Consider the following 26262-nt stretch of genomic DNA (forward strand, 5'->3'; position numbering starts at 1 on the left):
TATTGTATTATGAAATTTTAGTATTTTGCCTTATATCTACTTCCTTTTTTAGAAGAGTTTCCCCATGCTGAAAGAAAGGATATGCACTCAATGTTAATATTGAAAGGATTCCAAATATCAAGATTCCATTATTTATTCCTAAAATACTTAGTAACATCCCTCCCAACCATGCTCCTGCACTTTGACCAAAAAATTGCAGTCCTGAGGCTCCAAAATACGCTCCTCTTAAATGCTTCGGGGCAATATCGCTAATTAAAACATCACCAATGATAAAACATAATATTTCCCCTACAGTAAAAAAAACGACAGATAGAACCAATAAAATCATAGAGTTTGAAAAACCAAATCCAGAAATGCCTAAAGCAAAAAGAAAACTGCCTAATTTTAATGCTGTTAGAGGTTGATATTTTTTCATTATTTTAACAATCGGAAATTGCAGAATTAAAATAGCTATTGCGTTAGCAGCAAATAGAAAGGAATAAACACCGACATTTTCTGTACCTAAATATTGAGAAAGTGTAGTATCTAATTGTGCATATGCCCCGGTTGTAAATATATTTCCAATAAGAAAGAACTTAAATACTTTGTCCGATGCAATTATTCTCATACTGCTTTTGAGAGTGAATTTTTCGGAATGCGATATGTTATTTTCGGAAAAAGTAAACTTTGTTTTGCTAATAATAAGCAATAACCCACAAATAAAGAATATAATGGCTGTTATGAAAAACATCTGCGGATTCTTGGAGGATCCTAGAGATAGACCAACTAAAGGTCCAATTGCACCGCCAATATTAATGGCAAAATATCGTGTATTAAACACATCTATTCTCTTATCTGTAGGAGTTACATCCACTAATAAGGCTCGTGCAGTAGGTTCAAATAAACTTCTGCAAAAACCACTAAGTGCATTTAGTAAAAAGAACTGCCATATTTCACTTGCGAAAACAAATCCTATAAACATCATCGACCATAGTAACATGGAAACAATTATTACTGGAAATCTTCCAAAACGATCCGACCATGCTCCCCCTAAAAAACTACTGAAAGTACTAATAAAAAAACTTATCCCTAAAATTGCTCCTGTAATTGAGTTATCATACCCCTTAATTTCGTGAAGATAGATCCCTAAAAAAGGGATACTCATAAAAAAACCTGCTCTTGAAATGAATGTACCAAATAGCAGTACCCAAACTAAAGGGTGAAAAGTTTGGGTCTTCCCTTTAAGCAAAATAAAAATTTTATGCATTTTTTCCACCTTTATTTCGTTTTAAATATAAATTATCAATCTTTTATTATGTTCACACTGTAATTATTGGTTTTATTGAATGTGCAATTTCTGAGTAGCATTATAATTTTTAACATGTTAGCCTACTAGAAAAGGAATTAATAAATGATGAGTGAACTGGATAATAGGAGTCTTATATGGAAATTACATTAGTAAGGCATGGTAAATCTTTGTGGATTGAAAATAAACCAATAGCTTGTCAGGATTTTAAAAATTGGGTTGAAAAATATGACAGCAATGGAGTGTTTGAAGAGAAATCTTACCCTTCGGAAACTCTTGAAAAAATAGGTACAGCAAATATTGTCCTGACGAGTGATTTGAAAAGGGCTGTTGAGTCCGCCAAGTTATTAAACCCCAACATATCAGCTATTTCAGACCCTTTATTTCGTGAAACAGAATTACCTATTCCGTTAGCAAAATTAGTGGGATTAAAATTATATCCAAATATTTGGGCGGCCATTTTGAGATGTCTTTGGTTTAGCGGTTATTCAAATGGATGCGAGTCCTTAAAAGATGCTAAAATAAGGGCAAAAAAAGCTTCAGCGTTTTTAGTTGAATGTGCCAAAGAACATAATAATGTGGTTTTGGTTGGGCATGGATTTTTTAATATGATGATAGGAAAGGAACTCAAAAAAATAGGATTGAATGGCAAGAAAAAAACGAGCTCTAAGCATTGGGAATCTACAACCTATTCGTTTAAACTTTAAGAAGTAACAAGGGTTTTGTACTTTTTTATAAAAAAAACTTGTTTATAAAATAAGAATAAGCATCCCCTGTTAAGGAATGCCCCGTTCCTAATATTGCATTAAAAACTAAATTTACCATTAATCTTTTTGTCCATTTGTACCACCAAATGCATTACAATATTCGTCAGGGTCCATAACTGCAAACTCTTTCCAAAGACCCCCACCTTGGTCCACCCAAGGTTCATTTTTTATCTAACCTACCATTGATGTCCAAATAACTCATTATCTTCGTCCAGTCTCACTTTAAGCTCTTTTGCTGCCAAAGAAAGGAATTCCTTGCAAAAATAATAGCTCTTGTGTTTTACAATGTAACCATCTTCCATTTCAACCGTCGTTATATCCCACAAAATAATTCTTCGTTCTTGTTCATTGTCAACCTCTCATAATATCTATTCACTATATAAGACGGAAATTATTTATAAAACCATACGGTCCCAAAAAAAAAAATTTATTTTTAGTTCGAACTGCATCTCAGGAAAAATTCCTCTTTCAACGTCTACTCTTATGTATTTCTCTCAAAGGATGATTGCTTGAGGGTTATATAAATGCGATAATTTATTTAAAATAACCTACCATTTAGACTCAAATAAAACCATCTAATAGGGAGGAAAATTGAATGAAAGAAAAGAAACGTACTGAACACAACATCGTCAAAGAAACAGGTTGGACGGTGGAAGATTATTATCAATTACCGGAAGACGGCAACCAATACGAGATTATTCACGGACAACTCGAACTTAAGCCTTCACCTTCGACGACTCACCAACGCTTGAGTCAACGTTTAGAACGAAGGTTGGTTGATACATGCGAGAACGAGTATATCGTAATGTATGCCCCTGTTGATGTAATTCTATCGGAAAATGAAACGAGACAGCCGGATATTCTAATGATTCATCGCAGCCGTGAGCACATTATTGAGGAGCATGCAGTTGTTGGGCCACCCGATTTAGTTATTGAAATTCTTTCACCAAATAGCGCCAAGCGAGATCGAACAGTCAAAAGGGAAAGCTATGCAGGTTTTGGTATTCCGGAATACTGGATTGTCGATCCCTTTAACTTGACCATTGAACAATATGTCCTCACAGCACAAAACCATCCATATGAACTACTCCATATTTTTGATGCAGGAGATACCGTTACCTCAGAATGCATTCCTTGTGTTTCTTTTACTGTCGAGGAAGTTTTAAAAATATAGGTTGTCTGTATATTTTGCCCCCCAATGAGGTTACGATTAAATGCATTGGGGGGGGTTGGCACCATTATCAATACTCTTTGTTTATATAAATTTTCTTATAAAATTGTTATATTAACGACTTAATTGACTTTCCATCTTGAAAAGTTGGTTTGATGGATAAAGATTTTCCTTTTCCCCCGTTTATAAGTTCTATCAATACCTCTACAGTTTTGATTCCCAATTCTTGATTATTAATTTTAATGGTTGCTAACGAAGGATTGTAATAAGGCGTCATATACAACCCATCATAGCCAATAATAGATATATCCTTTGGAATATTAAAACCCTGTTCAGTTAAAGTGGATACTCCCCCCATTGCCATTAAATCATTCGCAAAGAAAATAGCAGAAATAGAGGAATCAGCTTTAATTAACGATAAAGCACTTTCTCCACCACCAATACCCGAAAAGTCACTATAAATCACTCTTTCTTCCTTAAATTGCAATCCGTACTTTTCTAAAGCATTCTTAAACCCTATTAGTCTTTTTTGACATATACCAATATTATCAGGTCCATTAATAAAGCCAATTTCTTTATGACCCAATTGAAATAATTTCTTAACCGCTAACTCAGTACCATGGTATTCGTCTGTTCCAATACAAGAACAATGCTTTAACATTAGATCTTCCTCAATAATGACAATTGGAAGCGTTGATTTCTTTATTTGACTTAAAATTGATTTATACTGAAGACCCGGAAAAATAATTAGACCAGATAAATTTCGCGTCTTAATAATGGTCTCCAGCTCATTGTCCTCCATACTAAGAGGATCAATTGCTGATATGATGGTATTCTTACCATAAAGCGCTAATGTTTTATTAATATATGGGAGCATTTCAAAAAAAGCTGGACGTGCTTCCCCCATAGTACTGTCCTTAATAAGTAAACCAACCAAATTACTTTTATTATGAACCAATTCTTTTGCTAATAAATTCGGTACATACCCTAATTCTTTAGCCGCCTCCATCACCTTAATACGAGTCTGTTTACTTACTCCATACTGAGAATTTAAAGCCCTTGAAACTGTGCTCGTTGAAAGATTGGTTTTTCTTGCAATATCTTTTATGGATGCTTTCGTCATAATTACTCATTCCTTTATTTAATCAGGGAACGTTCCCAATTATCTTTATTCTTAATCTACCCTTTAAAAGTTATTTCGTAAAGTGAATTGCAAAATGAAATGACTTATAATAATATTTAAATAAATTACATAGTTAATATATTTCAAGAATAGCTTCATATGGTTGAGGTAGGTGTTTTTTAAGTTTTCGGGAACGTTTGCAAAAAAATATATAAAGGGGGCTTTTCACTATGAAATGGAATGGTTTAAAAAGAGGGTTTTCAATTTCTTTATTGGCTTGTTGTTTATTATATGGGTGTGATAATAAAGTAGATGGGAATCAATATGTTGAAAAGAAAGTGAATATTGTTACTGTAACGGAGTATAAGCCAGATGAAAATATGGTAGAAAAAGTAAAAGAAATGCGAAAAAATAAAAAATCAGATGAACCATTATATAAGGTATACAAAGACTTACCATTAATAGATGTCCACAACCATCAAGCATCTGAATTTCCAACTAGTACATATGAGGAACTAGGCGTAGATAAAACCGTTATATTCGGAAATATTTCTGAGCCTGCCGCAATGAATACAGATCGCTTAGCTTGGGATGATTTTAAACTACGGCCTGATCTCATATATCCTTCCTTTGCTGGAATTAATATTTATGATAAAGAGGGAATCAAATATACGAAGGATAACTTAGAAAAAGGGTACTTGGCGATTGGTGAACTTGCGGCAGCATCCACTTATTCACCTGTTGTTTCTATCCTGCCTTGGAAAGGTGAGGACCCTACGTCTGGTAATTTAGGTGAAATATATAACCTCGCCGCAAAATATAAAGTACCGGTACTACTTCATATCGATCCACCGGGAGGAGCACCTATTGAGGGTTTAAAAATGGCATTAACAGAACACCCTCAAACAAATATCATCTTTGGACATGCGAATGTAGCAAATTCTCCAGATCGAATTAAGGAACTGCTAGCAAAATATGATAATCTTTATATTGACTTTTTTGCAGGATATACAAAGTATGATGAATCAAGTCAATATAAATTGAAAGACTTTATACCTTTGATGGAAAAATATCCGGATAAATTTGTCTTTGGAACCGATGGGGGATTCGGTGTGGGATATGACAATGCAGTTAACGCCATTTACGAAACCATTGACTTATTGACACCTGATACAGCAGTGAAAGTAGCATATCAAAATTATCAGAAACTCATCGAAACACAGCCGCCAACTATAACACAAATGAATAAGATTCAAAAATATGCGGATAAAATAGGAAACAACAAGACGCTTAAATTAAATAAAAGAATGGCTAACGAACTACTATTTCGGCTTGAAAGTAAAAAAGCAAATAATAAATAATTGATTATAATTATGATCCAAGAATTAAATGATTTACTAAAATCTGAATAACCTATTTTAAACGAAAAGAGGCTGGGACAAAACCCGCCTCTGAGATGAAAAAGCCGGTGAAATTTTACGACAAGTAAAATTTCACCGGCTTTGATTATTTTTTGAATAAAAATAAGGACCGCTTCTGATAAAATTAAGTCACCACAACAAAATTATACAGAAAGAAGGATCCTTATGTTTAAAAATTATACCATGAATCAATTAGTTTTGCCTTTAGATTTAGAAGTAAAATTACAAAAAAATGATATTGCCTTCCATGTCCATCATTTAGTTGAAAGCATCCCTCTTGAAGCGTTCGAACCATTTCTGCGAAATAATGGCTGCCCTGCCTACCATCCACGCATGATGCTTAAAATTATCTTATGTGCTTACACGCAATCTATCTTTTCAGGACGCAAAATGGAAGCCCTATTAAAAGACAGTATCCGTATGATGTGGTTAGCTCAAGGTTATCAACCAAGCTACCGCACCATCAACCGATTCCGTGTTCAATCAGAAGTGAAAGATTTAATTCGCCAATGTTTCGTCCAATTTCGTTGCCAATTGATCGAAGAAAAACTTATCGATCAAGAAGCGGTTTTTATCGATGGTACAAAGATTGAAGCGAATGCGAATAAATTTACGTTTGTCTGGAAGAAATCGATTGAGAAATATCATCAAAGTTTAATTGAAAAGTCAAACCAGCTATACAATGAACTGCTTGAAAATGAAATTATACCTGAAATGGAACGTGAAAGCGATGAACAGTTATCATTGGAAGAACTCGCTCAATTGGTTCAAAAAGTGGACGATGTCGTAACCGAGTATGATAAACAAATAGAAGCATCATCAGACGTTCCAGAACGAAAAGCTTTAAGAAATGAACGGAAATACCCAAAACAAGTGCGAAAACAGTTGATTGATTTTGTCCTGCGAAAACAGAAATACCAACAAGACATTGAAATCTTTGGCACGCGTAATAGCTATTCTAAAACAGATCCAGATGCGACATTTATGCGAATGAAAGATGATTATATGCAAAACGGACAATTGAAAGCTGGTTACAATGTACAAATCGCAACGGAGGGCCAATACGCGCTTGCCTATAGTTTATTTTCAAACCCAACAGATACGCGTACGTTAATTCCATTTTTAGATGAGATCGAGCAGCATTATTTCGAGTTACCGAAACACATTGCCGCAGATGCAGGTTATGGTAGTGAACAAAACTTTAATGATATCCTTTTGAAAAGAAAACGAGAAGCACTTATTACATATAATATGTATTTGAAGGAACAAAAGAAAAAGTACAAACAAAACACTTTTAATCCCGACAACTGGAAGTATGATAAAGAAACAGATACCTATACATGCCCTAATCAGAAACGTCTTGAATATCAATATCATTCAGTCCGAAATGACCGTACAGGCTTCCAACGGAAGTTCAAAATCTACGAGTGCGAAGACTGTTCGGGATGCCCATTCCGTTCATCCTGTACAAAAGCAAAAGAAGGCAACAATCGAAAACTAATGGTGAATGAAAAATGGGAACAGCAAAAAGAATATGTAAGAGCGAAGCTTTCAGAAGAGAAAACGAGTGCCATCTATCGAAAACGCAAAATCGATGTGGAACCAGTTTTTGGATTCTTGAAGGCTAATTTGCGTTTCGCTCGATTTTCTGTACGAGGAAAATCGAAGGTAGAAAACGAAATGGGCCTTGCGTTAATGGCAGTGAATTTAAGAAAATTCACTGCCAAACAACTAAGGTAATAGAAAATTTAAACGCAAAAATAGAGAAAGGTGAATTTGAGTTCCCTCAAATTCACCTTTCTCACTATTTGAAGCTAGTTATGTCCCAGCCTCTATTACATAAAATAATGTGTACTACTGTTTTGGTAGTCCGGGTGCATAATAATATGGAGGAACTCTTATCCATCCTCGCTTTCGCATTAAATCCTTTAATGAAGATCCAAATTTCATTTTTTCTAACATACACTGTGTAAATAATGCGCCTACATCATTTCGAATACTTTGACTTAAAGAAGTAGCACACGTAGTAATGGCCGCTACAGTCTTAATGCTTAAACCATTCATGATTTCATCATGTGTAAGTTTTACTCCAAGTGGAACCCCATTTGGGTCAGAGTTTGGACGTTGCTCACTAGTTGGCGGAAGATGTATCCCTTCCTTTTTCATGAAGTCTTTAAATCTTGTCCCCTGGGTATCACATTGCTTTAAGCTTTCCTTTAAAATTTTTAGGACATCATCATCACTTGTAGTATTTAGTCCAATTTGGATATATATTGTGGCTTCATCCATTAAGGCTAAATAATACCAACAACTCATTACTTCCCCAACATGTAAAGGATTTTTAGGTTCGTTATCCAAATTCAATTGTAAAAAATCTTTTACAGCTTCAAAGATAGTTGTCATTGGTACTCACTCCAATCGTTACTTTAAACGTTATTTGCAACATGCTTAACCAATTTCTGATGCCAATTGGACTTTTTATTTGCTTATTAATAAAAATAATTTTTTCCATTATAAATTAATGCAAACCCTTTAAAATGGTATTTATCTCTTTTAGTTGTGTTTATATTTTTTTCGTCTAAGGAGTAGAATTTATTTATATATAATCTTGCCAAAAATATTTGTCATTAACCAGGGAATTTTATTGGACAAAGGTTTGTTCGTTACGAATGGTGTGCTGTTCACGACTAGTTTGGCTGCAAGTCCCGACCTGAGATTCCCTGTAACACTTCTCCGCCATTTTTCATATAGACGCGAAGATGGAACTTTAAACCTTGTCAATAATGATACGCAGATGGTAAATGCGTCATTGTCCAAAAATGTGGTACCGATGATGTCTGTTACCAACTTTACTTCCTCGCATGCCGGTTCCAACTTGCCGTCAACCGTCTCATCCAATTAGATAAGAAAACTTTCACCTTGGGAAGCACATAGACGCGAAACGGATGTTTTCTATGAAAACGATCAAAATGAATGGGCTATGGTTCACGGACACTATTCTCGTAAGCCCGAATGATTTCTAAAAACACAATCCGAAGACGTACAAAATACGTCAATGAATTGTGTTTTTTGACACTTTCTATCTTTCACGGTTATTTCCTATATTAATATGCTCTTTCCTCATATTTCCCCTTCAATTGGTAACACTAACCTTCGTGCGGACAAAATAATAAAGATTTACCTGCTGGAGGTAGCTAAATGCAGCCGCAAACGATTCCTGAGTACATAAAATTCTCGCCATTTCTTATTTTCTTTCTTATTCAATCTATGCAAATAAGCTTAGGAATACTGGGATTTCAAAAATTTATCGCTCTCTTTGCCGGATATGATGCTTGGCTATCGGTAATTATTGCAGGAGTAACAATGAATATCATCATGTGGTTTATGTTTAAACAATTAGAATTGGTAAATGGAGATATGTGTGATATTCATTGGACAATTTTTGGAAAATGGTTGGGTAATCTTATCAATATTCTAATTGCTATTTATTTTTTATGGTATGCGATAACCATCTTAAGGAATTATATTGAATTCGTACAGGTCTGGATGTTCCCTAATTTAAGTAATTTTTGGTTTGCGGCCGGTTATCTTTTATTATGTATCTATATTATTCACGGAGGTATCCGAACAATCGTTGGAATCGCTTTTTTTCCTTCGTTCTTCCGTTCTATATTATATTTATCCAGGGATTTACTCTTCACTTTGCTGATTTCCGGCACTTTTTACCTGTTTTTGATCATTCCCTGGGTGATGTAATGAAGTCAGCCGAAAACATGTCATTAGCAAATTCGGGTTACGAGACACTCTTGCTTTTCTATCCATATATAAAAAGCCCAAATAAGGCAAGAAAATGGGGACAACTTTCCATCATCTTTACGACCATATTATATTTATTCACGACCTTCCTTACCTTTGCTTTCTTTGCGCAAACAGAACTGAAAAAGGAAATTTGGCCAACTTTAACTGCTTATAAAATTGTAAAATTACCAGTTGTGGAGCGTTTTGAATTCATCGGAATAGCAAACTGGTGTTTAATTATATTACCTAGTATTTGTTTGTCCATTTGGTGTGCAGGTAGATTACTTAAAAGAACGATTAAATTAAATCTAAAATATAGCGTACCCATTTTATGTACTCTTATCTTATTTGGATGTATAGTTATAAAAACCAGATCGGAAATAGATATTTTAAATTCGATCATTAATGATTTGGGATTTTTCTTGGGGTATATTTACATTCCTATTTTGTTTGTATTATTGTGGCTAGTTACGAAAATTAGATCAAAATGAAACGTATGTTAATTAAATTGTGATTGGCCTAATTTTAAACTATTTTACTCTTAAGTATTTTTTAGTACCCATTCCTGGCATTATATTATAAAAAGTCACTGAAATTACTTTTAAAGGAACTCAAGTATCCGGTTCATTCACCCTAAAATGTACTGGTGCTCCATTAGAACAAAATATTAGTTGATGAATTAATTGTATTATTTCTCCATAATGGTCCATGCTAAAAGTAAAAAGGATTATTTTATGATAGGATTAACTATTGCTATTATTACATTCAATTTAACTGCATTCCTAACTAATAAAAAACTAAGTAGAAGTCAAATAGTCCATATATGGATGTTTACGATTGCTTTCCAACAAACTTTCGATATATTCGTTGAATTTAAATATCACGGGTATTGGTATTTCGGGAAAGGAATAGACTGGAAAGGACTCCTTCCTCATCTTTTTATCGTTCCCCCGGTTAATTTAATGTTTTTGAACTGGTATCCATCTGAGAAAAAGCATTTTATCCGCTTTATGTATATTTTCATTTTTGTAGGATTCATTTTATTATATGAGGCTATAACTTTAATTCCTGAACCTTGGGCATACTTTCATAATGGTTGGTGGAAGCTCTGGCTATCTGCTATTGTGGATCCAATATTACTACTGATACTGCTATTTTATTACAACTGGATATGTAAGTTAGAACAAAATAAACAATGCATTGTAATGGATAAATGAAAAGCCCTAAACACTTAAAAATAAAGGTTTAGGGCTTTTCATTGTATATGATTCTGTCAAAAGGAGATATTTCCCTTCAAATATTATCCCAGTACAATACCAATATTTTTAATAAACACATATAAGAATATTAGAACTGAAATTATATTTGATATACTGTTTGGTATCTTAATTATTCTGAGAATCCATTTAACAACTAATCCTATAACTAATGGAATTCCTAATAATAGAGTAAGTTGTAAAACCATATGATTCATTTGTCCATGAAATGGACTAAAATCAATCTTTTCCAAATCAACACCCCCAAATAATATATCGGAGATATTTATAATAATTTAAAAACCCCACCGAAAGGTGGGATTCTTCATCAAAATTCTATTTACCGGCCATGATGCATATAGTTTATAATATTAGAAAATATTGTTTTCAAATATACATAGTTCTCCAGAATATTTCTGGCAATTGAATCAGTTGAAAACTACTTTATCATTTTCAATCAAAAAAACTAATACCCTCTGTCTTTTTGATCATATCTTCAAAAAATCCTTTAATTACACCATCATAGACATCGAACTTCGATTTTTCATCATGAAATACTTTCCTAAATATTAATTCAGAAGATCCTTCTGCCTCTTTAAGTAGCTTTTTTAATAGTTTCAAAACTCTTCCCCCTCATCCCACTTCACACGATTAATCTTCCCCTGATGTGTAATAATCTTTGTTTCACCATATTCCGGGATTCCGGTAATGGGACTATTCTTGCCTTCCTAACAAACAATATCATATGGAAATACTCCCCTATATTACTACTATATCAAACACTAGTTATATAGGACTAGATTCTATTTCAAAACAACCATCAAAAGAAGACACCAAACAAACACTAAATTGCGTTCGTTTAGTGTCCTCCAGTTGACTGATAGAACATATTATTTAATTGAATTACTAAAAGGCTTGTACAAAAATCCTTCTTTTTTAATATATAATAGAGTGTCCATTCCCTCTCTATCATAAAATTCAAATTCCGGAGAACTTGCGACCATACTTTTTTTATATAGATTCGTAAAGTGAATTTCAATAAAAGCTACTCTTCCAAAGAGTGATACTTTGTTCGGAATTTCTATTCCAAAGCATTTTCCTGTTTCAATAAAACGATCCGATTTCTTTAAATACTTATATTTTAATTCTATTATTTCTTGAGATTCCTTTACAATCATTTCAACTTTATCAATTTTAATAGTGGGCGTAGCATCATTTAAAACGATAATTTTTACTGGAGCTTTTTCTCCCATTCGTTCAATCGATGTTGCATGAAACCATGGTTGAGCACCATAATGTTTTTCCTTATCTTTATTTTTACTTTGCTTAATTGAAATGATGATAGTTATTAAAGCTGCTGTGGAGGCTATTGCAGAAGCTATTGCTCCAATTGCAGTCCAGTTTACAAAAAACCCTAAGACAAAGTTCAAAACTCTTCCCCCTCATCCCATTTATCATTAAATTTTAGGTCGTTTATTAACACATTTTTTTCCAAGTACTGCATCAAATTATTTAAATAATAATTCCACTCGAATCTACATTAAATATTTTTATTTTTCATATCACTAAAAAAAATATTTTTTTCTTTCAGCTCTACGACAAAGGTACACCAGACCCCACCAATAATATGTGGTAAAAAGAATAATGAAAATAACATTTCAGTCCATGCACTACTTTGTTCTTTAAATTGCAAAATTATATTTCTAGTGATTTCTTTACTTGACAAATAGCTTCCTGACTCACCTCTTAAAGTAATTTTTTCTGATAAATTCATTTCATTAATCATTTTTTCAAATTGTTCTACATTTTTTTTGTTTTTTAAGATATCTTCAAGATGCCTTTCATCTCTAATATTTAATTCATTAAGAATAACGTCTTTATAAATAAATTTTTCCACATCGTCTTTAATTAAAAAGACAATTGTAGAAAGGGAAGTAATTAAAGCTACCCAAGCGTAAATTGCAACTTTTATAACTTTTAATCTTAATTCATCCGTCTCCAAACTAGTTAATAGTATCGGTATAAATATCGTTAACACATAAATAATAGTAAACATGTCTCTATCACTAATTTTATACGCTTCTTGGAGAATAATTAACCCTAATCCCGCAATGAAAAAATTGATAAAAAACATACAAAAAAACAAGATTAGGTATTTCCACCAAGTATTTAGTATTATTCTTATATATTGGTAGGAAATAGCTAAAATTAGAAACCATAAAGATATATTTAGCCATACCCAAACCTTATCTGTTGTATTAAAATAAATAAAAGCTGTAGAAAACCATAGACAGAAAGTAATTTCTCTCATTATTTTAAAAAAAAATCTAATAGAGTTAAAATCTCCTTTTTTTCTGTAAAGGAAAAAAATTTGATAAATAATGAACGAAAAGTATATTATCCCTATAAAAAAATGAAAATAATGCAATTTATATAAACTCCATATTAATAAAAATGTAATCACTATATTTACAGGTAAATAATATTTTTTGTACGTTTCTGCATTGCTGAAAATCAAAACTCTTCCCCCTCATCCCACTTCATCCGCTTAATCTTTCCTTGATATGTCATAATCTTCGTTTTACCATGTTCCAGAAGAGGACCAATCCTAGCCTTCCCGTCACAAACAACTATGGAAAAGCTTCCCTTTTGTTCCATTATATCAATTTCTAGTTTCATAGTACTAGGATTAATTTCCATGTCTTTTAGTCTCATAAGGTAGCCTCCCATGATATAATAATAGGCTGTCAAGAGGAATCCTAGCTTTTTAATATGCTTTTTTAAAGGGAATTTGTATGTTAATCAAAGACCTTAAGAAATTGCTTGGGTTAGTAGTTGCATTATTAGTTTCCTTTTTATTTATTTGGATGGTTGCAAAATACAAAAACATCATCTTGCCTTGGTTTATTAAAAATGGATAATCCATATTGTCCACATACCATTATTTCCTGCTCTACTGAAAACCAAAATTTTATATAGGTACAAAAGTAAATCTTGGCTAATCTAACTCAAATATTTTTTTAATGGTACGCGAAAAAAGATGTACTCCTTTAATTGAAGGAGAAACTCCATTTACGCGAAATATAAATATTAAATTGATAAAGCTGGAAACGTTTGTTTTTCATATTATTTTTTTGAGAAGATTAACGTTTCTTCTTAGTTTTACCATCCTAAATTAAATTTACGAGTTATTTTCTTATGCTAGATGTACATAAACATGTCGATGTATAGCCACTTGTGAAATTGAAGGAATAAGAAAATAAAATTATACTTTAAAAGTTTTATACCTCCTTCCGATGGTTGGAGTTTCTATTAAACCATTAACAGAACATGCCTACAATGAGGCGATTAACTTGTATTTATTCACAAATATGAATTCGTAAAGGAGAGGGAAATCAGGTATGCAAAAGATGAACTTTCTCAGGTACATTAGATAATTATAAATTTAATTTACGCAATCACATATTGCCGGTTTTTGAGGAAAAACGTTAGATCAAGTAAAACCATTTCACATTATTAATTTTCTTAATCAAATCAAGAGAAAAGATGGGCAAGATGTACCTATTTCAGTAGGAACTAAACAATACATTTATATAGCATTAAGAAACGTTTTTCAGCGCGCCGTTGACTGGAGAATTATTAAATATAATCCAGTAGCTGTGGAAAAAAGGCCAAAAGATAATGAGGATCATGAAGCAAATGTTTACAATGAAAAAGAAGTTTAACAACTTTTTACTCTTGTTCAAGACGAGTTTTTTTATTGGAGAATCTTCATCACTTTGGCTTTAGCGGCTGGATTAAGACGTGGTGAATGCTAGGACTCGAATGGCCAATGTTGAACTTGAAAAAGGTACAATAAATATTAAACAGGTAATTGTTAAAGGTGAAAACGGAAGGCCACTTATTAAAGGTACAAAGTCAAAAAATCTAAACGTATTGTATATATACCGCCTTCCAATTGAAGAATTGAAAAAGTTTCATACTCATTGAAAAACTAAGATCTGGTGAAAGTTGAATTGAAAAAGAACTTGAATGGTTTTTTTGTAAAGAAGACGGGTATGCACTTCTTCCCTTCCACACCTACAACGTGATTGGAGAAGTTTTATTAAGCGTACGAAGGTTCAGTATATTCGACTAAATGATTTACGCCATACTTCAGCTACGCTTTTAATCAATCGGTACATGCAAAAATCATTTCGGAACGTTTCGGGCATGCTGATATTCGAATTACTATGGACACTTATGGGTATGCTCTTCAAACTACAGATAAGGAAGCAGCGAATAAATTGGACAATGTTTTTTCACCTCAAAAAAAGAGCATTTAAATATTTCGTCAACAATTCGTCATTAAATGCTCTTTTTGTAGAATATCAACGAAAATGAAAAACCCTAGAACCGTTATGGTTCCAGGGTTTTGTGTATGATTCTGACTGGGCTCGAACCAGCGACCCCCACCCTGTCAAGGTGGTGCTCTCCCAGCTGAGCTACAGAATCATCATATTATTACTGGGTAATTATTAATATATATTGGTAATCCAAAAATGTCAATGATAATTGGATAATTCTTTCTATATACTATTATTTTTTACTATATATCCATTAATCTTTAAAGCAATATTCACGACTTAAAATTAAACAACAGGAAAACGATTCGTAAGGAGTTGGAGTCAAATATTAACCAACCGGTAGAGTTTGGATTATAAAACGTTGAATAATTCCCTAAACATTTTCTGGGAGTTATTTTTTTTGGGGTTTATATGGTCATCAGTTGTGAATAAAAGTTAAATTAAGCTCTATATGTCACTTCACCGTTTCGATACACATCCCCTGTTCATATGATAAAAGTATATTATATATTCCTTATGTTTTAACATGTCAAGAGGTGAGAAACAGATGGAGGAAATGAAACAAAAAATTATAAACTTAATAGAACAAGAGGAATTAGAAAAGGTTAAACAACTGATTGATCAATTAGAACAAAATGCTAAATCAACTTCCGACGTTTATTTTTTGAACGCATTGTATTTCATTAAAATAAAAAATTTTGATAATGCCTGGCTTTGGTTATGGAGAGGACTTTATGACTTTCCAAATGACCCTGGCTTGAACAAATTGATGAGCGACATCTTAAAGATTCTAGGGAGGAATAAGGAAGCTGATCATTACTTTCAGCAGTTAAGCAAGCTTGGCTTCGAAAATAAAAATTTTACCAATATTATTCCTGCAAATCTTTATGAAGATGAAATTAACCCACAAACAGCATCACAATCTTCAAATCATCTGCTTAGAGTCATGCAAGGAACAATTGAAATTGCTAATCAAATGAATACATTATCGGACGCTTTATCAAAGATAGGCGTTTACTCCAAAACGTTGAATTATTATCCATATTATTTAAATTACCAGTCGGACTATGAATGGTCTTTGCTTGGTTTTAGAAGTTCTCCATTATTAAATCAACAACAAAAAAAACTTGCTGAACAATTTCTCCCACAATTTGATCTCTTTCATTTCCATTTCGGCACAAGCATGACGTTTGATTACTCCGACCTCCCATTATATATAAAATATGAAAAACCTGTAATCATGCAACATTGGGGAAGTGATATACGATTATTATCTAAAGCAATGGAAAACAATCCGTATAGTCTAGTTAAAAATCAAAACGAAAATCAGATACACTATATGTTAACAAGTTTGTCTGATTCTATTAAGCACTGCATTGTTCCAGATATGGAATTGTATCAATATGTGAAAGATTACTATGAAAATGTATTTGTTATACCATCAATGATTAATTTAGACTCATACGTTCCGATCAAACGAAATCAGAGAAGTCAAAAACCACTAATTGTTCATGCCCCTACTTCTCCTTATATAAAAGGAACACAGTATATTTTGAAAGCTATTGACACTCTAAAAAAACAATACCATTTTGATTTTCGATTAATTCAAGGAATGTCCCATCAAGAGGCGATGAAAATTTATCAAGAAGCAGATTTAATTATTGACCAGCTTCATATAGGAAGTTACGGGCTTTTAGCAGTGGAAGCTATGGCGATGGGAAAGCCGGTCATATGCTGGATTAGTGATTTTATGAAAGAGAACTATCCAAATGATTTACCGATCATTTCAGCAAATCCGGATACGATTACAAAAGTATTGGAAAGTATATTAAAAAACCAAGATCAGTTGCAGGAAATCGGCATAAAAGGGCGCAAATATGCAGAGGCATATCACGACATGAACAAAAATAGCCTGAAAGTACTCGAAATTTACCAATCTCTATCTAAACAATAAGTTACAAAAAAAAATTTAGGGCATACTCTTCAGATGACTTTTTTATTTGTATATATGGCAAAAAAATATATGAAACTTTAGGCGTTAACGAATGATCCTTCCTGGATTACCAACAACGGTTTTACCTGCAGGAACATCTTTTGTAATGACTGCTCCCGCTCCAACAATAGCATTTTCTCCAATAACGATAGCTGGCAGCAACGTCGCATTGTTTCCGATTTTTGCATTTTTCTTGATGATTGGTCCTTGATGTTCAAAATTTCCCATACCCATATACTTGTCATTCGAACTCGAGCAACAAGGACCAATAAATACATCATCTTCTATTTTCATGTCAGCAGTAATATAGCAGCCAGTTTGAATCGTCACTCTTTGGCCAATTTGAGTGTTGGTTTCGACCATTACATTACGACCGACAATGCTATCTTCCCCTACTTCCACCTTTTCACGGATACTTGATAAATCTCCTACGAACACTCCTCTTTTCAATTGAACATTACGGTAAATGACGCTATTGCATCCAATTGTAACATCCTCTTCTATGACTAAAGGAGAAAGGTTTTTTTCAGGCTTCCTTGCCATTTTTTTGTTCGAAGAAGTTGATTTTCCCAATATAGTTAAATCACCAATTTGGACTCCACTTCCGATAATCGTATCCTTTTTGATCACTACATTATGCCCAATCACAACATTATCACCAATAAATACATTGTCTTCGATTACTACATTTTCCCCTATCTCTACATTATTTCCTAGTCGCACAGATTTGTTAACCATGAACATTCTCCTTTTAACTACCAAAGCAAATTAGTTTTCACCTATGAATTTATGACCATATTTTTTTATAGTTGTTCATAAATTTTGATTAGCTCATCTACAACGTTTTTAACAGAATGATTCTTTTCAACATATGCTCTGCTTGCAATACCAATTTGATTTCGCAATGTCGGATTTTGAATTAAATTCAACAATACTTCATCAAGATTATCAGGGGTAGCTTGAACGATTGGAAGATCCGCAGGAAAATGACTTTTTATATCGTCTCTAATATAAGCAACCACCGGTTTCCCCATAGCCATGGCTTCTACACTTAACATGCCATAAGATCCGCATAACAGCTGATCAATAATAATATCTGAGCTCATATAAGTTTGCATCGCAGTTTCATGCGATACCTTTTCCAGAACTTGATACGTAAACGGAGCTTTCCCTTGAATTTTTTCTATAGCTGCTTCTACATAATCCGAACCTTTGAATTCTCGATTTGTCGGCGCATGAATGATTAATGGATTATTGTTCGTAACTAACGGATAGGCAGGTTGAATGTCATCTACATTACAAGCAAGTGGCAGAATAAATACCTTTTTATAATAATCTTTTACATATTGATATACCTCATAATCCTGTACTATTGCTACATCAATATATTGTGAAAGAAACGTAAGCTGCTTATCTATTTCTTCATCTGTGTAATAAGTTGGCGGCAGCGGGTATGGATTTAATTCCTTTACCATTCCATCTTTACGAACATCGCTGCCCCAATGGTGCATCACTAATTTTTTTCCCTTTGCTTTTAACATAGGAATATCAATAAAATCCGTTAAAAACGTGTTAGAGTTATAAAAATGGAAAATATCCACATTGTCTAAGAGGAATTGGAATTCTTTCAATACCTCAAATCCATCTGTGTTAATGATGCCCTCTTTGTAATTTAGAAAAGTGTGAAACCCGTTGAATCCAGCTACTTTGTGACCTTCTTTTCTTAATTGTTGGGTTAGAATTCCCATTTGACCTGCTATTTCAGTAGGTGCATGAACTATTTTCATATTGATCTCTCCTTCCTCTATATTGTATTCATGACATAAATTTTTGTTTGGTTGAATTCACTAATAGAGTAGTGACTATACGAATTCATATTTCCTTACATATACTATACGGAATTTAAATAAATGGAGGGATTTTTTGGTGGAAAACGGATATATGACCGCTAAGGAGCTCGGCATCCAAAATCACATATGTGTTTTACCTTACGGGGAAAATTCAGATACCGGTAAAGTTCTATGGTCAACGACAGATTTAAAACCTTATCAGTCATATTTAGTGAATGGTCGTTCAGCAGATCGATTGTTTAGAGGATTCATTTTCAATCCAATCAACGGGAGAGAAGGCCATTATATTCACCCAATGTATGCAGATTTTGGCGAATTGGCAGATAAAGAAGATTGGCAAATTGCTCTCAATAATTTATTTGTAAGTAACTATAATTTAGATGCTCTTGCTATCAATACAAAGCCTGGTTTTAAAACAGATATATGGGTAACAATCCCATATCCAAATCCATCCCAAACTAATTTTGGATTAGTAGATGGCAGAGAACTTAATTTCAAAAATGAGGAGGATCGAGAAGAAGCGGTAAAATGGTGGATTTCCTCTTTTCAAAATATGTGGGACCAATCTACATCACTTCATGAGTTCCTTACCTTTAAGGGCTTCGTGTGGCAAAGGGTTTCTATAAGTGGCAATGATATAAACCTTGTGAAAAATGTTAACAATTTCATCCACAGTAATGGGTTGCTATCCTTGTGGTTACAACAGTACGGTTCTTGCGGGTGTGTGGATTGGAAGGAATTTGGTTTTGATGCATCATGCACAAATCCTAATTTCTATGGAAATTCCGGCCATGATTTTTCATGGATAGCCAATTCAACTGTCTTTGCAAATTATTATCGTATAGGAATGCAAATCTTCTTTGGGAAAGGTGATATGTTCAAAGAAAGACATTTATACGACTATCTAAATTATGGAATTTACAATAATTATATGAATGAGAGCTTATTGGTATATCAGTTTCCAAACCAAACAATGCGTGAAATTTATGAAAACAATCTTGATGAATACATTGCTCTATACTCCTTTACCAGAAAGACTTATACGCCGGTTTATCCGACTGCTGCTTTCCCCGCATAAACTTTTACAAAATAAACAGTGCACGAGAGGATTTTAACCCTCTCGTGCACTGTTCATTTTATATGGCGGATTTTATACCTCTAATTGGCAGTAAATATCGAGTAATTTCTCTACCACTACTTCATGTGAATGGACATTCTCCACATATTTCCTCCCTTTTATCCCTAATTCCTGGCGTAATTCGGGATGATCTAGAAGGAATTTTACATTATCATATAATGTATCCGGATTGCTATTTACGATAGGTAAATTGGATGGAAATTTTGCTGCAAGGTCTGGACGAATATAAGCTAGAACGGGTTTTCCGAGGGCCATTCCTTCTACACTAAAAAGTCCATAAGATCCACATAAGAATTGATCAATAATAATATCCGCATCCTTATAAAGATTTATCGCTTCCTCATGATTCATTTTTTCCACTATTACATAATCAAAGTCATAGTCTTTTTTCAGTTTTTCAATTGCTTCTTCAACATGAATCGTGCCTTTAAATTCTCGATTAGTTGGAGCATGTAACAAAACTGGCCGTTTTTTTTCTAAAGACGGATAACTCGGCTGAAAGAAATTTAAATCTATGGCAATCGGCAACACATGAACTTTTTCGTAATAGTCCTTTACATAATCATAAACTTCGTAGTCCTGGACAATTGCATCTTTAATATATGGAGTAATTTTCATCAGCTTTTCATGGATTTCTTCATTCGGAGGCGAATCTCCTGTGTAAACATATGGATTATGAATTCTTGCTTGCTCATGGAACCTCACATCGTTCCCCCAATGATGCATAACCATTTTCTTCTTTCTCTTCTTAAGCTCTGGCAGATCTGATAAATCGGTGAAAAGTGAGCTGCCATAGTGAAAATGAAAAAGATCAAAGGTGTCAATAATTTCTTCAAACTTTTCTTCGATTCCGGGTTGATCCGTATTAACTAAGCAATCCTCATAACCAAGATAGCTATGAAAGGTATTATAGCCTATGGAATAATACCCCTTTTTCTTTAATGCACTACTAAGAATACCCATCTGACCTGCGATTTCAATAGTGCCATGAAATATTTTCATTTTAATCCTCACCACCGTTAAGCCAAATGTAGGTTTTTACTAACCCATCAATTAACGAATGGCGGTTATGCCAATGCAACTCTTCTTTAATTTTCTCAGCATGTATACAACGGCGCTGTACTACATCCACTCTTCGTTTTGGTTCAAATTTCAACTTAATATTCTCATGGTTTGTCACTTTCTTAATTGCCTTAGCAAGATCCAATACACTCGTTTCTACACCTGTTCCAACATTATATACTTGATTGATTGATTTTTCCGAACTAGCAGCGATTACTACGGCATCCATGGCGTCTTCTACAAAGGTGAAATCTCTTGTTTGCGTTCCATCTCCATAGATAATCATCGATTCATTATGTTCCACAGCTTCGAAAAACTTTGCCACCACTCCGCAATATGGATTCGATGAAAGCTGACCAGGTCCGTAAACATTGGAAAAACGCAAAATAGTGATTGGCATTTGATACATTTCATAATACACATGACAATAATGCTCCATCGAGAATTTACTTGCCGCATATGGGAGTTTAATATTGTAATAGGATTCAGGTGTTGGCAAAATAGGAGATTCACTATAGATGGAAGTAGTAGATGCATAGACGAATTTCTTTAGATTAGGGCAAAATTCTTGTGCCTTTTGGAGCAGCAAGTAACCGCCGTACAGATTCGTATGAAAATCATCATCCATATTCTTTACAGAAAGAACGAGATTTTTACAGGAGAAATGAAAAATATATTCCACCTTTGGCAATACTTCCTCTAAAATACGTCCATTCGTTACACTATCCTCATAAAAAGTTATTTTTTCAGACAGCGGAACTGCAGCCCTATTCCCTGTTGAAAGATCATCGATTACATATATATGGTTACTAATCGGCAGTAATTTCTTCACGAGCTGTGAACCTAAAAACCCTGCTCCTCCAGTTACTAAAACATTTGTGAACTTCATATTTCAGTTTCCTCCTTTCTAGCCATTTCTGCAGTGGAGAATGATTCAAGTGGAAGGAAAACCGTTTTATTGATTCGCGATGATTCATATATGCCAAAAATGATTTCTAAGGCTTTTTTTCCTTCGGCTCCATCTATTAATAGGCTTTTTTCCTGGTCATTTATTGATTCTATAAAATTCTCATACATATAAACCTCTTCATTCGTATCCTCTAAGAGACTAGACAAAGCAGCGGGATCTGCATCCTCTCCTTCGATATACCACCGCGAAATCTTATTTAATGATCGGCCATCCACAGAAATCGTTCCTTTTTCTCCAAAAATAGATAATGAATATCCGAGATTATTAGGCTGAGTAACTATATTTGCCTCAACCATTCCTTTCGCTTGATTTTGAAATTGTATAATGCCAACGGCCACATCCTCTGTTTCCTTTACATCGGTATGACTGCTAATTTCACCATAAACTGACTTTGCATCACCTAAAAACCATTGAAGTAAATCGACTAAATGTATCCCTTGATTAATAAGCATACCTCCATCCGTTTCCCAGCTACCTCTCCATGATGCAGATTTATAATAGTCTAGGGAACGGTTAATTCGAATCGAGGCAACTCCCAAAATCGGCTTACCTATTTTCCCATCCGTAATGACAGATTTAATTTTTTTCATAATAGGTCGAAATCGCAGTTGGTGACATATCATCAAATTTCTATTTTGTTGTTTTGCGATTTTTATTAAATTGTCTGCATCCTCTATTGATAATGCCATCGGCTTTTCAAGAATGACATGCTTACCGGCAAGAAGAGCCTTTTTGCACATTTCATAATGAAAACCGGAAATAGTAGCGATAATAATCGCATCTATTTCTGGACTCTTCAGCATTTCCTCATAATCCTCGTAACATTGAACATATTCCAGTGAATTTACTTCCGATTGATAATATTTGACTGCTTCATCCATTCTTACTTTTTCAATATCGCTTACAGCAGATAACTGTGCTTGTTTGCATTTCGATAATGCATGCAAATGATTTTTTGAAATAAACCCGCAACCAACTAAGCCAAACCGAATATTCATTTAGTTACCTCCATCCTGAAGAAGAATGGAAATAATATAATCCTGCTCGCTTTCTGTTAAATAAGGATGCATTGGAATGGCAAATAATTCATTAGATAAAGATTCCGCTACAGGAAAATCTCCTTCTTGGTAATTTAAGGTTTTATAGACTTCCTGTAGATGGAGGCAGCACGGATAGTAGATTCCCGTTTGTATGTCATGAGCTTTGAGGGCTTTCATTATTTGTTCACGTTGTTTGGACCTAATGCAGAACAGATGATAAATATGCTTCCGATCCTTTTCTTCCATTGGTAATTGGATATGAGCGGCACCCGAAAGGAATTTCTTATAACGCTCCGCCCATTCTCTTCTCTTGGAATTCCATTCCTCTATTTTGTTTAAATTTACAAGTAAAATAGCTGCATGTAATTCATCTAATCTGCTATTATACCCAATCCTGTCATGATAATATTTTTTTGTTGTTCCGTGTGCGCGCAGTTTCCTGAGATTTTCTGCAAGTTTTACATTAGAGGTAGTAATTATTCCCCCATCCCCCAACGTTCCTAAATTTTTCGTCGGAAAGAAGGAAAAACAAGCTGCATCTCCAAGACTTCCTACAGGTTTTCCCTTATAGGTGGATCCGAATGCCTGACAAGCATCTTCAATAACCAGAAGACCATACTTCTTAGCCAGGCTATTTATTTCGTCCATGTCTGCAGGTTGCCCGAATAAATGAACAGGAATAATTGCTTTTGTCGCTGAAGTAATTCTTTTTTCTATATCAGAAGGATCAAGGTTAAATGTATGTGGATTCACATCTGCAAAAACAGGTGTCGCCCCGATACGTGATATACTTTCCGCACTTGCAAAAAACGTAAATGGCGTTGTGATGACTTCATCACCTTTACCGATTCCAAGTGCTTCTAATGTAAGCACAAGCGCATCTGTACCATTAGCGACGGAAACAGCTTCTGTAACATTTAGTTTCTCCGCTATTTTTTTCTCAAGTTCTTCCACCTTCGATCCTAAGATATAGTTACCACTGTCAATTACCTTCTCAATCTCAAGTAAGATTTCCTCTTTAACATGTTGAAATTGACGCCCTAAGTCTACTAGATTAATCATAATTCATCTCCCTGACTCTACATAAAATAATCTTGGTCCATAATGAACTCATGCCATTAGGATCATTTTAATTAGTAAAAAGTTTATATTCTCCATAATTTATGAGCGGATATTATATAAAGTCACGGCAGGAAACACTATATTTTTGTTTTTCTATACTTTCTCCCCATAATGATTTAAAAACCTATATTTATATTTGCTCTATCAGCAAACGCCCTATTAGTTATTTGTCCCTTTAGTGCATTCTATGACACTTAAATCAATGCATTTGCCTTTTTTCCACATTTGGTGTTGTTTGTCTATCCCTGCCTCCCATTCTTTGAATAGTGTAAAAGGAATTTATATTTAGAAACGAGGTGGTAGGTTAATGAACAATAAAATTGCCGTGATTGGTCAAGGATATGTAGGACTTCCGTTGTCTATCATGCTTGTGGAAAAGGGATATGATGTTATAGGGATTGATTTAGATGAAGCAAAAATTACTTCCTTAAATAATGCGAAGAGCTATATAGGAGATATTACTGATAATCGACTACAAAAAGCCAATCTGAGCAATCGCTTTAAAGCAACTACCAATTTTGATGAGCTATTAGTAGTGGACACAATTATTATTTGTGTGCCTACACCACTAACTACTGAGCATAAGCCTGATTTACGTTTTATCGTAAGTGCCGGAGAGGCTATTCAAAAGAGACTCCAAAAGGGCCAATTAGTTATTTTAGAAAGCTCCACTTTTCCAGGTACAACAAAAGAAGTGTTATTGCCAATCCTAGAAAAAAGCGGTTTAAAAGTAGGAATCGATTTCTACTTGGCAAATTCACCAGAAAGAATTGACCCGGGAAACAAAAAATATAAAGTAGATGAAATACCAAAAGTTGTTGGTGGAATAACAGATGAATGTAAAAATAAAGCCCTCTCTTTATATGGCGACATATATCAAAAAGTAGTACCAGTCTCTACATCTGAAGCAGCTGAGTTAACGAAATTATTGGAAAATACCTATCGATTTATTAATATTTCCTTTATAAATGAAATGGCGATTTTAAGTGATATGTTAAATACCGATATATGGGAAGTTATAGAAGCTGCTGCAACGAAACCATATGGATTCACACCATATTACCCTGGTCCCGGTATTGGCGGACACTGCATTCCTGTTGATCCGCTATATCTTCAATGGAAATTACAACAGTTAAATACTAATAGTGAATTTATTTTATTATCCGATTCAACTAACCAAAAAATCATAGACTATATTGTAAATAGGACCGAAGAAATGCTGGGAGACCAGAAACCATTTGACTCCTCTACTATTTTAATTTATGGCATAACATACAAGAAGGACGTAGCAGATACCCGTGATTCACCATCCTTATTGATTATCGATAAATTGAAGCAAAAAGGTGCAAACGTTCTGTACCATGATCCATATATTCCTTCTATAAAAATTGGAGATGAGTTATTTACAAGTGTTGATTTAACAGATAGTCTTTTATCACAATCTGATTGTGTCATTATTTTGGCTGATCACTCTAAAATACCTTTAGAGCAAATTTTAACTCATGCATCACTAGTTTTTGATACAAGGAATGTGACCGGTACTTTTGAAGGAAATGCAAGAGTTATTAAACTTGGTGATGGACAAAAAATTTAATACTGGCTTAATGAAAAGGGTGTCTCATAAGAATTTTTTTTCATTCTTACGTGACTCCTTTTTTTAGGTGAAACATATTTTTATAGTACTTCTTATCACTCACCTGGACTTTTATACCAATTTTATCAAAACTTGTGATGACAGTCTCAAAATCTTAAATAAATGTGTGATTGCTTTAAAACAATGGTGGATACGATAAGTTCGATAGTTCCATAGTATGTGGTAAGCTTCTTCTTTTTAAAGATAATGTTAAACAAAGCTGATATTAGCTCGCCGAGAATTACTAAAGGTTCATATTTGTTAAAGATAAATCAGTATTATAACCG

General features: G+C 33.8%; 26 protein-coding genes, 1 tRNA gene and 1 pseudogene. 11 read left to right on the forward strand and 17 right to left on the reverse strand.

Annotation, left to right across the window (positions count from 1 at the left end; all coding sequences use genetic code 11):
• Positions 1-7: 7 nt before the first annotated feature.
• Positions 8-1246, reverse strand: a complete 1239-nt coding sequence (locus tag AN964_RS16450) for an MDR family MFS transporter (protein ID WP_055740728.1) — start codon at positions 1244-1246, stop codon at positions 8-10.
• 176 nt (positions 1247-1422) lie between these two features.
• On the opposite strand from AN964_RS16450, the gene AN964_RS16455 reads away from it, so the two are divergent.
• Positions 1423-1992 (forward strand): histidine phosphatase family protein, encoded by a 570-nt coding sequence (locus AN964_RS16455; RefSeq protein WP_055740729.1) that lies wholly within the window; start codon positions 1423-1425, stop codon positions 1990-1992.
• A gap of 236 nt (positions 1993-2228) precedes the next feature.
• Here the strand turns inward: AN964_RS16455 and AN964_RS26455 are convergent, their stop codons facing one another.
• Positions 2229-2378, reverse strand: a complete 150-nt coding sequence (locus AN964_RS26455; RefSeq protein WP_161809268.1) for a hypothetical protein — start codon at positions 2376-2378, stop codon at positions 2229-2231.
• Between the two features lie 269 nt (positions 2379-2647).
• Here AN964_RS26455 and AN964_RS16460 point away from each other — a divergent pair, with 269 nt between their 5' ends.
• A complete protein-coding gene (locus AN964_RS16460) occupies positions 2648-3226 on the forward strand; it encodes a Uma2 family endonuclease (RefSeq protein ID WP_055740730.1) in 579 nt (192 codons plus the stop codon).
• 106 nt (positions 3227-3332) lie between these two features.
• Here the strand turns inward: AN964_RS16460 and AN964_RS16465 are convergent, their stop codons facing one another.
• On the reverse strand, positions 3333-4346 hold the full coding sequence (locus AN964_RS16465; protein WP_055740731.1) for a LacI family DNA-binding transcriptional regulator: 1014 nt from the start codon (positions 4344-4346) through the stop codon (positions 3333-3335).
• 230 nt (positions 4347-4576) lie between these two features.
• Between AN964_RS16465 and AN964_RS16470 the strand changes: the two genes are divergently transcribed.
• Both AN964_RS16470 and AN964_RS16475 read left to right on the forward strand, forming a co-directional pair.
• Entirely contained in the window at positions 4577-5707 is a 1131-nt protein-coding gene (locus AN964_RS16470) for an amidohydrolase family protein (RefSeq protein WP_055740732.1), read from the forward strand.
• Positions 5708-5932: 225 nt separating this feature from the next.
• Complete coding sequence (locus AN964_RS16475; RefSeq protein ID WP_055737850.1) at positions 5933-7507, forward strand: IS1182 family transposase; 1575 nt, start codon at positions 5933-5935, stop codon at positions 7505-7507.
• Positions 7508-7621: 114 nt separating this feature from the next.
• On the opposite strand, the gene AN964_RS16480 is transcribed toward AN964_RS16475, so the two are convergent.
• On the reverse strand, positions 7622-8170 hold the full coding sequence (locus AN964_RS16480) for a DUF3231 family protein (protein WP_055740733.1): 549 nt from the start codon (positions 8168-8170) through the stop codon (positions 7622-7624).
• Between the two features lie 241 nt (positions 8171-8411).
• On the opposite strand from AN964_RS16480, the gene AN964_RS26765 reads away from it, so the two are divergent.
• The 3 genes and pseudogenes from AN964_RS26765 (at position 8412) to AN964_RS16495 (ending at position 10782) form a co-directional block, all read left to right on the forward strand.
• Positions 8412-8669: a hypothetical protein gene (locus AN964_RS26765; protein WP_183102073.1), complete on the forward strand. Its 258-nt coding sequence runs from the start codon at positions 8412-8414 to the stop codon at positions 8667-8669.
• Between the two features lie 365 nt (positions 8670-9034).
• Positions 9035-10056 (forward strand): annotated as a pseudogene (locus AN964_RS27140) (GerAB/ArcD/ProY family transporter).
• Positions 10057-10299: 243 nt separating this feature from the next.
• Positions 10300-10782, forward strand: a complete 483-nt coding sequence (locus AN964_RS16495) for a hypothetical protein (protein ID WP_055740735.1) — start codon at positions 10300-10302, stop codon at positions 10780-10782.
• A gap of 83 nt (positions 10783-10865) precedes the next feature.
• Here the strand turns inward: AN964_RS16495 and AN964_RS26885 are convergent, their stop codons facing one another.
• The 6 genes from AN964_RS26885 to AN964_RS16515 form a co-directional block, all read right to left on the reverse strand.
• Positions 10866-11075, reverse strand: a complete 210-nt coding sequence (locus AN964_RS26885) for a hypothetical protein (RefSeq protein ID WP_055740736.1) — start codon at positions 11073-11075, stop codon at positions 10866-10868.
• A 199-nt stretch (positions 11076-11274) separates the two neighbouring features.
• Complete coding sequence (locus AN964_RS26460) at positions 11275-11442, reverse strand: hypothetical protein (RefSeq protein ID WP_161809269.1); 168 nt, start codon at positions 11440-11442, stop codon at positions 11275-11277.
• The gene (locus AN964_RS27525) at positions 11439-11531 is read right to left on the reverse strand and encodes an XtrA/YqaO family protein (RefSeq protein ID WP_367591793.1); all 93 of its coding nucleotides are present in this window, start codon (positions 11529-11531) and stop codon (positions 11439-11441) included. Before AN964_RS27525 ends, AN964_RS26460 begins: the two co-directional genes overlap by 4 nt.
• Before the next feature lie 180 nt (positions 11532-11711).
• Positions 11712-12251 (reverse strand): hypothetical protein, encoded by a 540-nt coding sequence (locus AN964_RS16505; protein ID WP_055740737.1) that lies wholly within the window; start codon positions 12249-12251, stop codon positions 11712-11714.
• A gap of 110 nt (positions 12252-12361) precedes the next feature.
• Entirely contained in the window at positions 12362-13339 is a 978-nt protein-coding gene (locus AN964_RS16510) for a hypothetical protein (protein WP_055740738.1), read from the reverse strand.
• Positions 13336-13536, reverse strand: coding sequence for an XtrA/YqaO family protein (locus AN964_RS16515; RefSeq protein ID WP_055740739.1), 201 nt, complete (start codon positions 13534-13536; stop codon positions 13336-13338). Before AN964_RS16515 ends, AN964_RS16510 begins: the two co-directional genes overlap by 4 nt.
• Before the next feature lie 80 nt (positions 13537-13616).
• Here AN964_RS16515 and AN964_RS27325 point away from each other — a divergent pair, with 80 nt between their 5' ends.
• Positions 13617-13742: a hypothetical protein gene (locus AN964_RS27325; RefSeq protein ID WP_268888417.1), complete on the forward strand. Its 126-nt coding sequence runs from the start codon at positions 13617-13619 to the stop codon at positions 13740-13742.
• 1500 nt (positions 13743-15242) lie between these two features.
• On the opposite strand, the gene AN964_RS16520 is transcribed toward AN964_RS27325, so the two are convergent.
• Positions 15243-15315, reverse strand: a tRNA-Val gene (locus AN964_RS16520).
• Positions 15316-15723: 408 nt separating this feature from the next.
• On the opposite strand from AN964_RS16520, the gene AN964_RS16525 reads away from it, so the two are divergent.
• On the forward strand, positions 15724-17121 hold the full coding sequence (locus AN964_RS16525; protein WP_244885877.1) for a glycosyltransferase: 1398 nt from the start codon (positions 15724-15726) through the stop codon (positions 17119-17121).
• 84 nt (positions 17122-17205) lie between these two features.
• Here AN964_RS16525 and AN964_RS16530 read toward each other — a convergent pair whose 3' ends face one another.
• Both AN964_RS16530 and AN964_RS16535 read right to left on the reverse strand, forming a co-directional pair.
• Positions 17206-17898 (reverse strand): N-acetyltransferase, encoded by a 693-nt coding sequence (locus tag AN964_RS16530; RefSeq protein WP_055740741.1) that lies wholly within the window; start codon positions 17896-17898, stop codon positions 17206-17208.
• A gap of 65 nt (positions 17899-17963) precedes the next feature.
• Positions 17964-18947, reverse strand: coding sequence for a glycosyltransferase family protein (locus tag AN964_RS16535; protein ID WP_055740742.1), 984 nt, complete (start codon positions 18945-18947; stop codon positions 17964-17966).
• 139 nt (positions 18948-19086) lie between these two features.
• On the opposite strand from AN964_RS16535, the gene AN964_RS16540 reads away from it, so the two are divergent.
• Entirely contained in the window at positions 19087-20088 is a 1002-nt protein-coding gene (locus tag AN964_RS16540) for a DUF4855 domain-containing protein (protein ID WP_152982398.1), read from the forward strand.
• A gap of 72 nt (positions 20089-20160) precedes the next feature.
• Here the strand turns inward: AN964_RS16540 and AN964_RS16545 are convergent, their stop codons facing one another.
• From AN964_RS16545 to AN964_RS16560, 4 genes are read right to left on the reverse strand one after another with little or no spacing between them, the layout of a single operon-like run.
• A complete protein-coding gene (locus AN964_RS16545) occupies positions 20161-21150 on the reverse strand; it encodes a glycosyltransferase family 4 protein (protein WP_055740744.1) in 990 nt (329 codons plus the stop codon).
• A gap of 1 nt (position 21151) precedes the next feature.
• Positions 21152-22099: an NAD-dependent epimerase/dehydratase family protein gene (locus AN964_RS16550; protein ID WP_055740745.1), complete on the reverse strand. Its 948-nt coding sequence runs from the start codon at positions 22097-22099 to the stop codon at positions 21152-21154.
• Positions 22096-23178, reverse strand: a complete 1083-nt coding sequence (locus tag AN964_RS16555) for a Gfo/Idh/MocA family protein (RefSeq protein WP_055740746.1) — start codon at positions 23176-23178, stop codon at positions 22096-22098. The genes AN964_RS16550 and AN964_RS16555 overlap by 4 nt, the downstream gene beginning before the upstream one ends.
• Entirely contained in the window at positions 23179-24282 is a 1104-nt protein-coding gene (locus tag AN964_RS16560; RefSeq protein ID WP_055740747.1) for a DegT/DnrJ/EryC1/StrS family aminotransferase, read from the reverse strand.
• A gap of 367 nt (positions 24283-24649) precedes the next feature.
• Between AN964_RS16560 and AN964_RS16565 the strand changes: the two genes are divergently transcribed.
• On the forward strand, positions 24650-25936 hold the full coding sequence (locus AN964_RS16565; RefSeq protein ID WP_055740748.1) for a nucleotide sugar dehydrogenase: 1287 nt from the start codon (positions 24650-24652) through the stop codon (positions 25934-25936).
• Positions 25937-26262 lie beyond the last annotated feature (326 nt).

Source organism: Heyndrickxia shackletonii (assembly GCF_001420715.1).
Taxonomy (GTDB): Bacteria; Bacillota; Bacilli; order Bacillales; family Bacillaceae_C; genus Margalitia; species Margalitia shackletonii.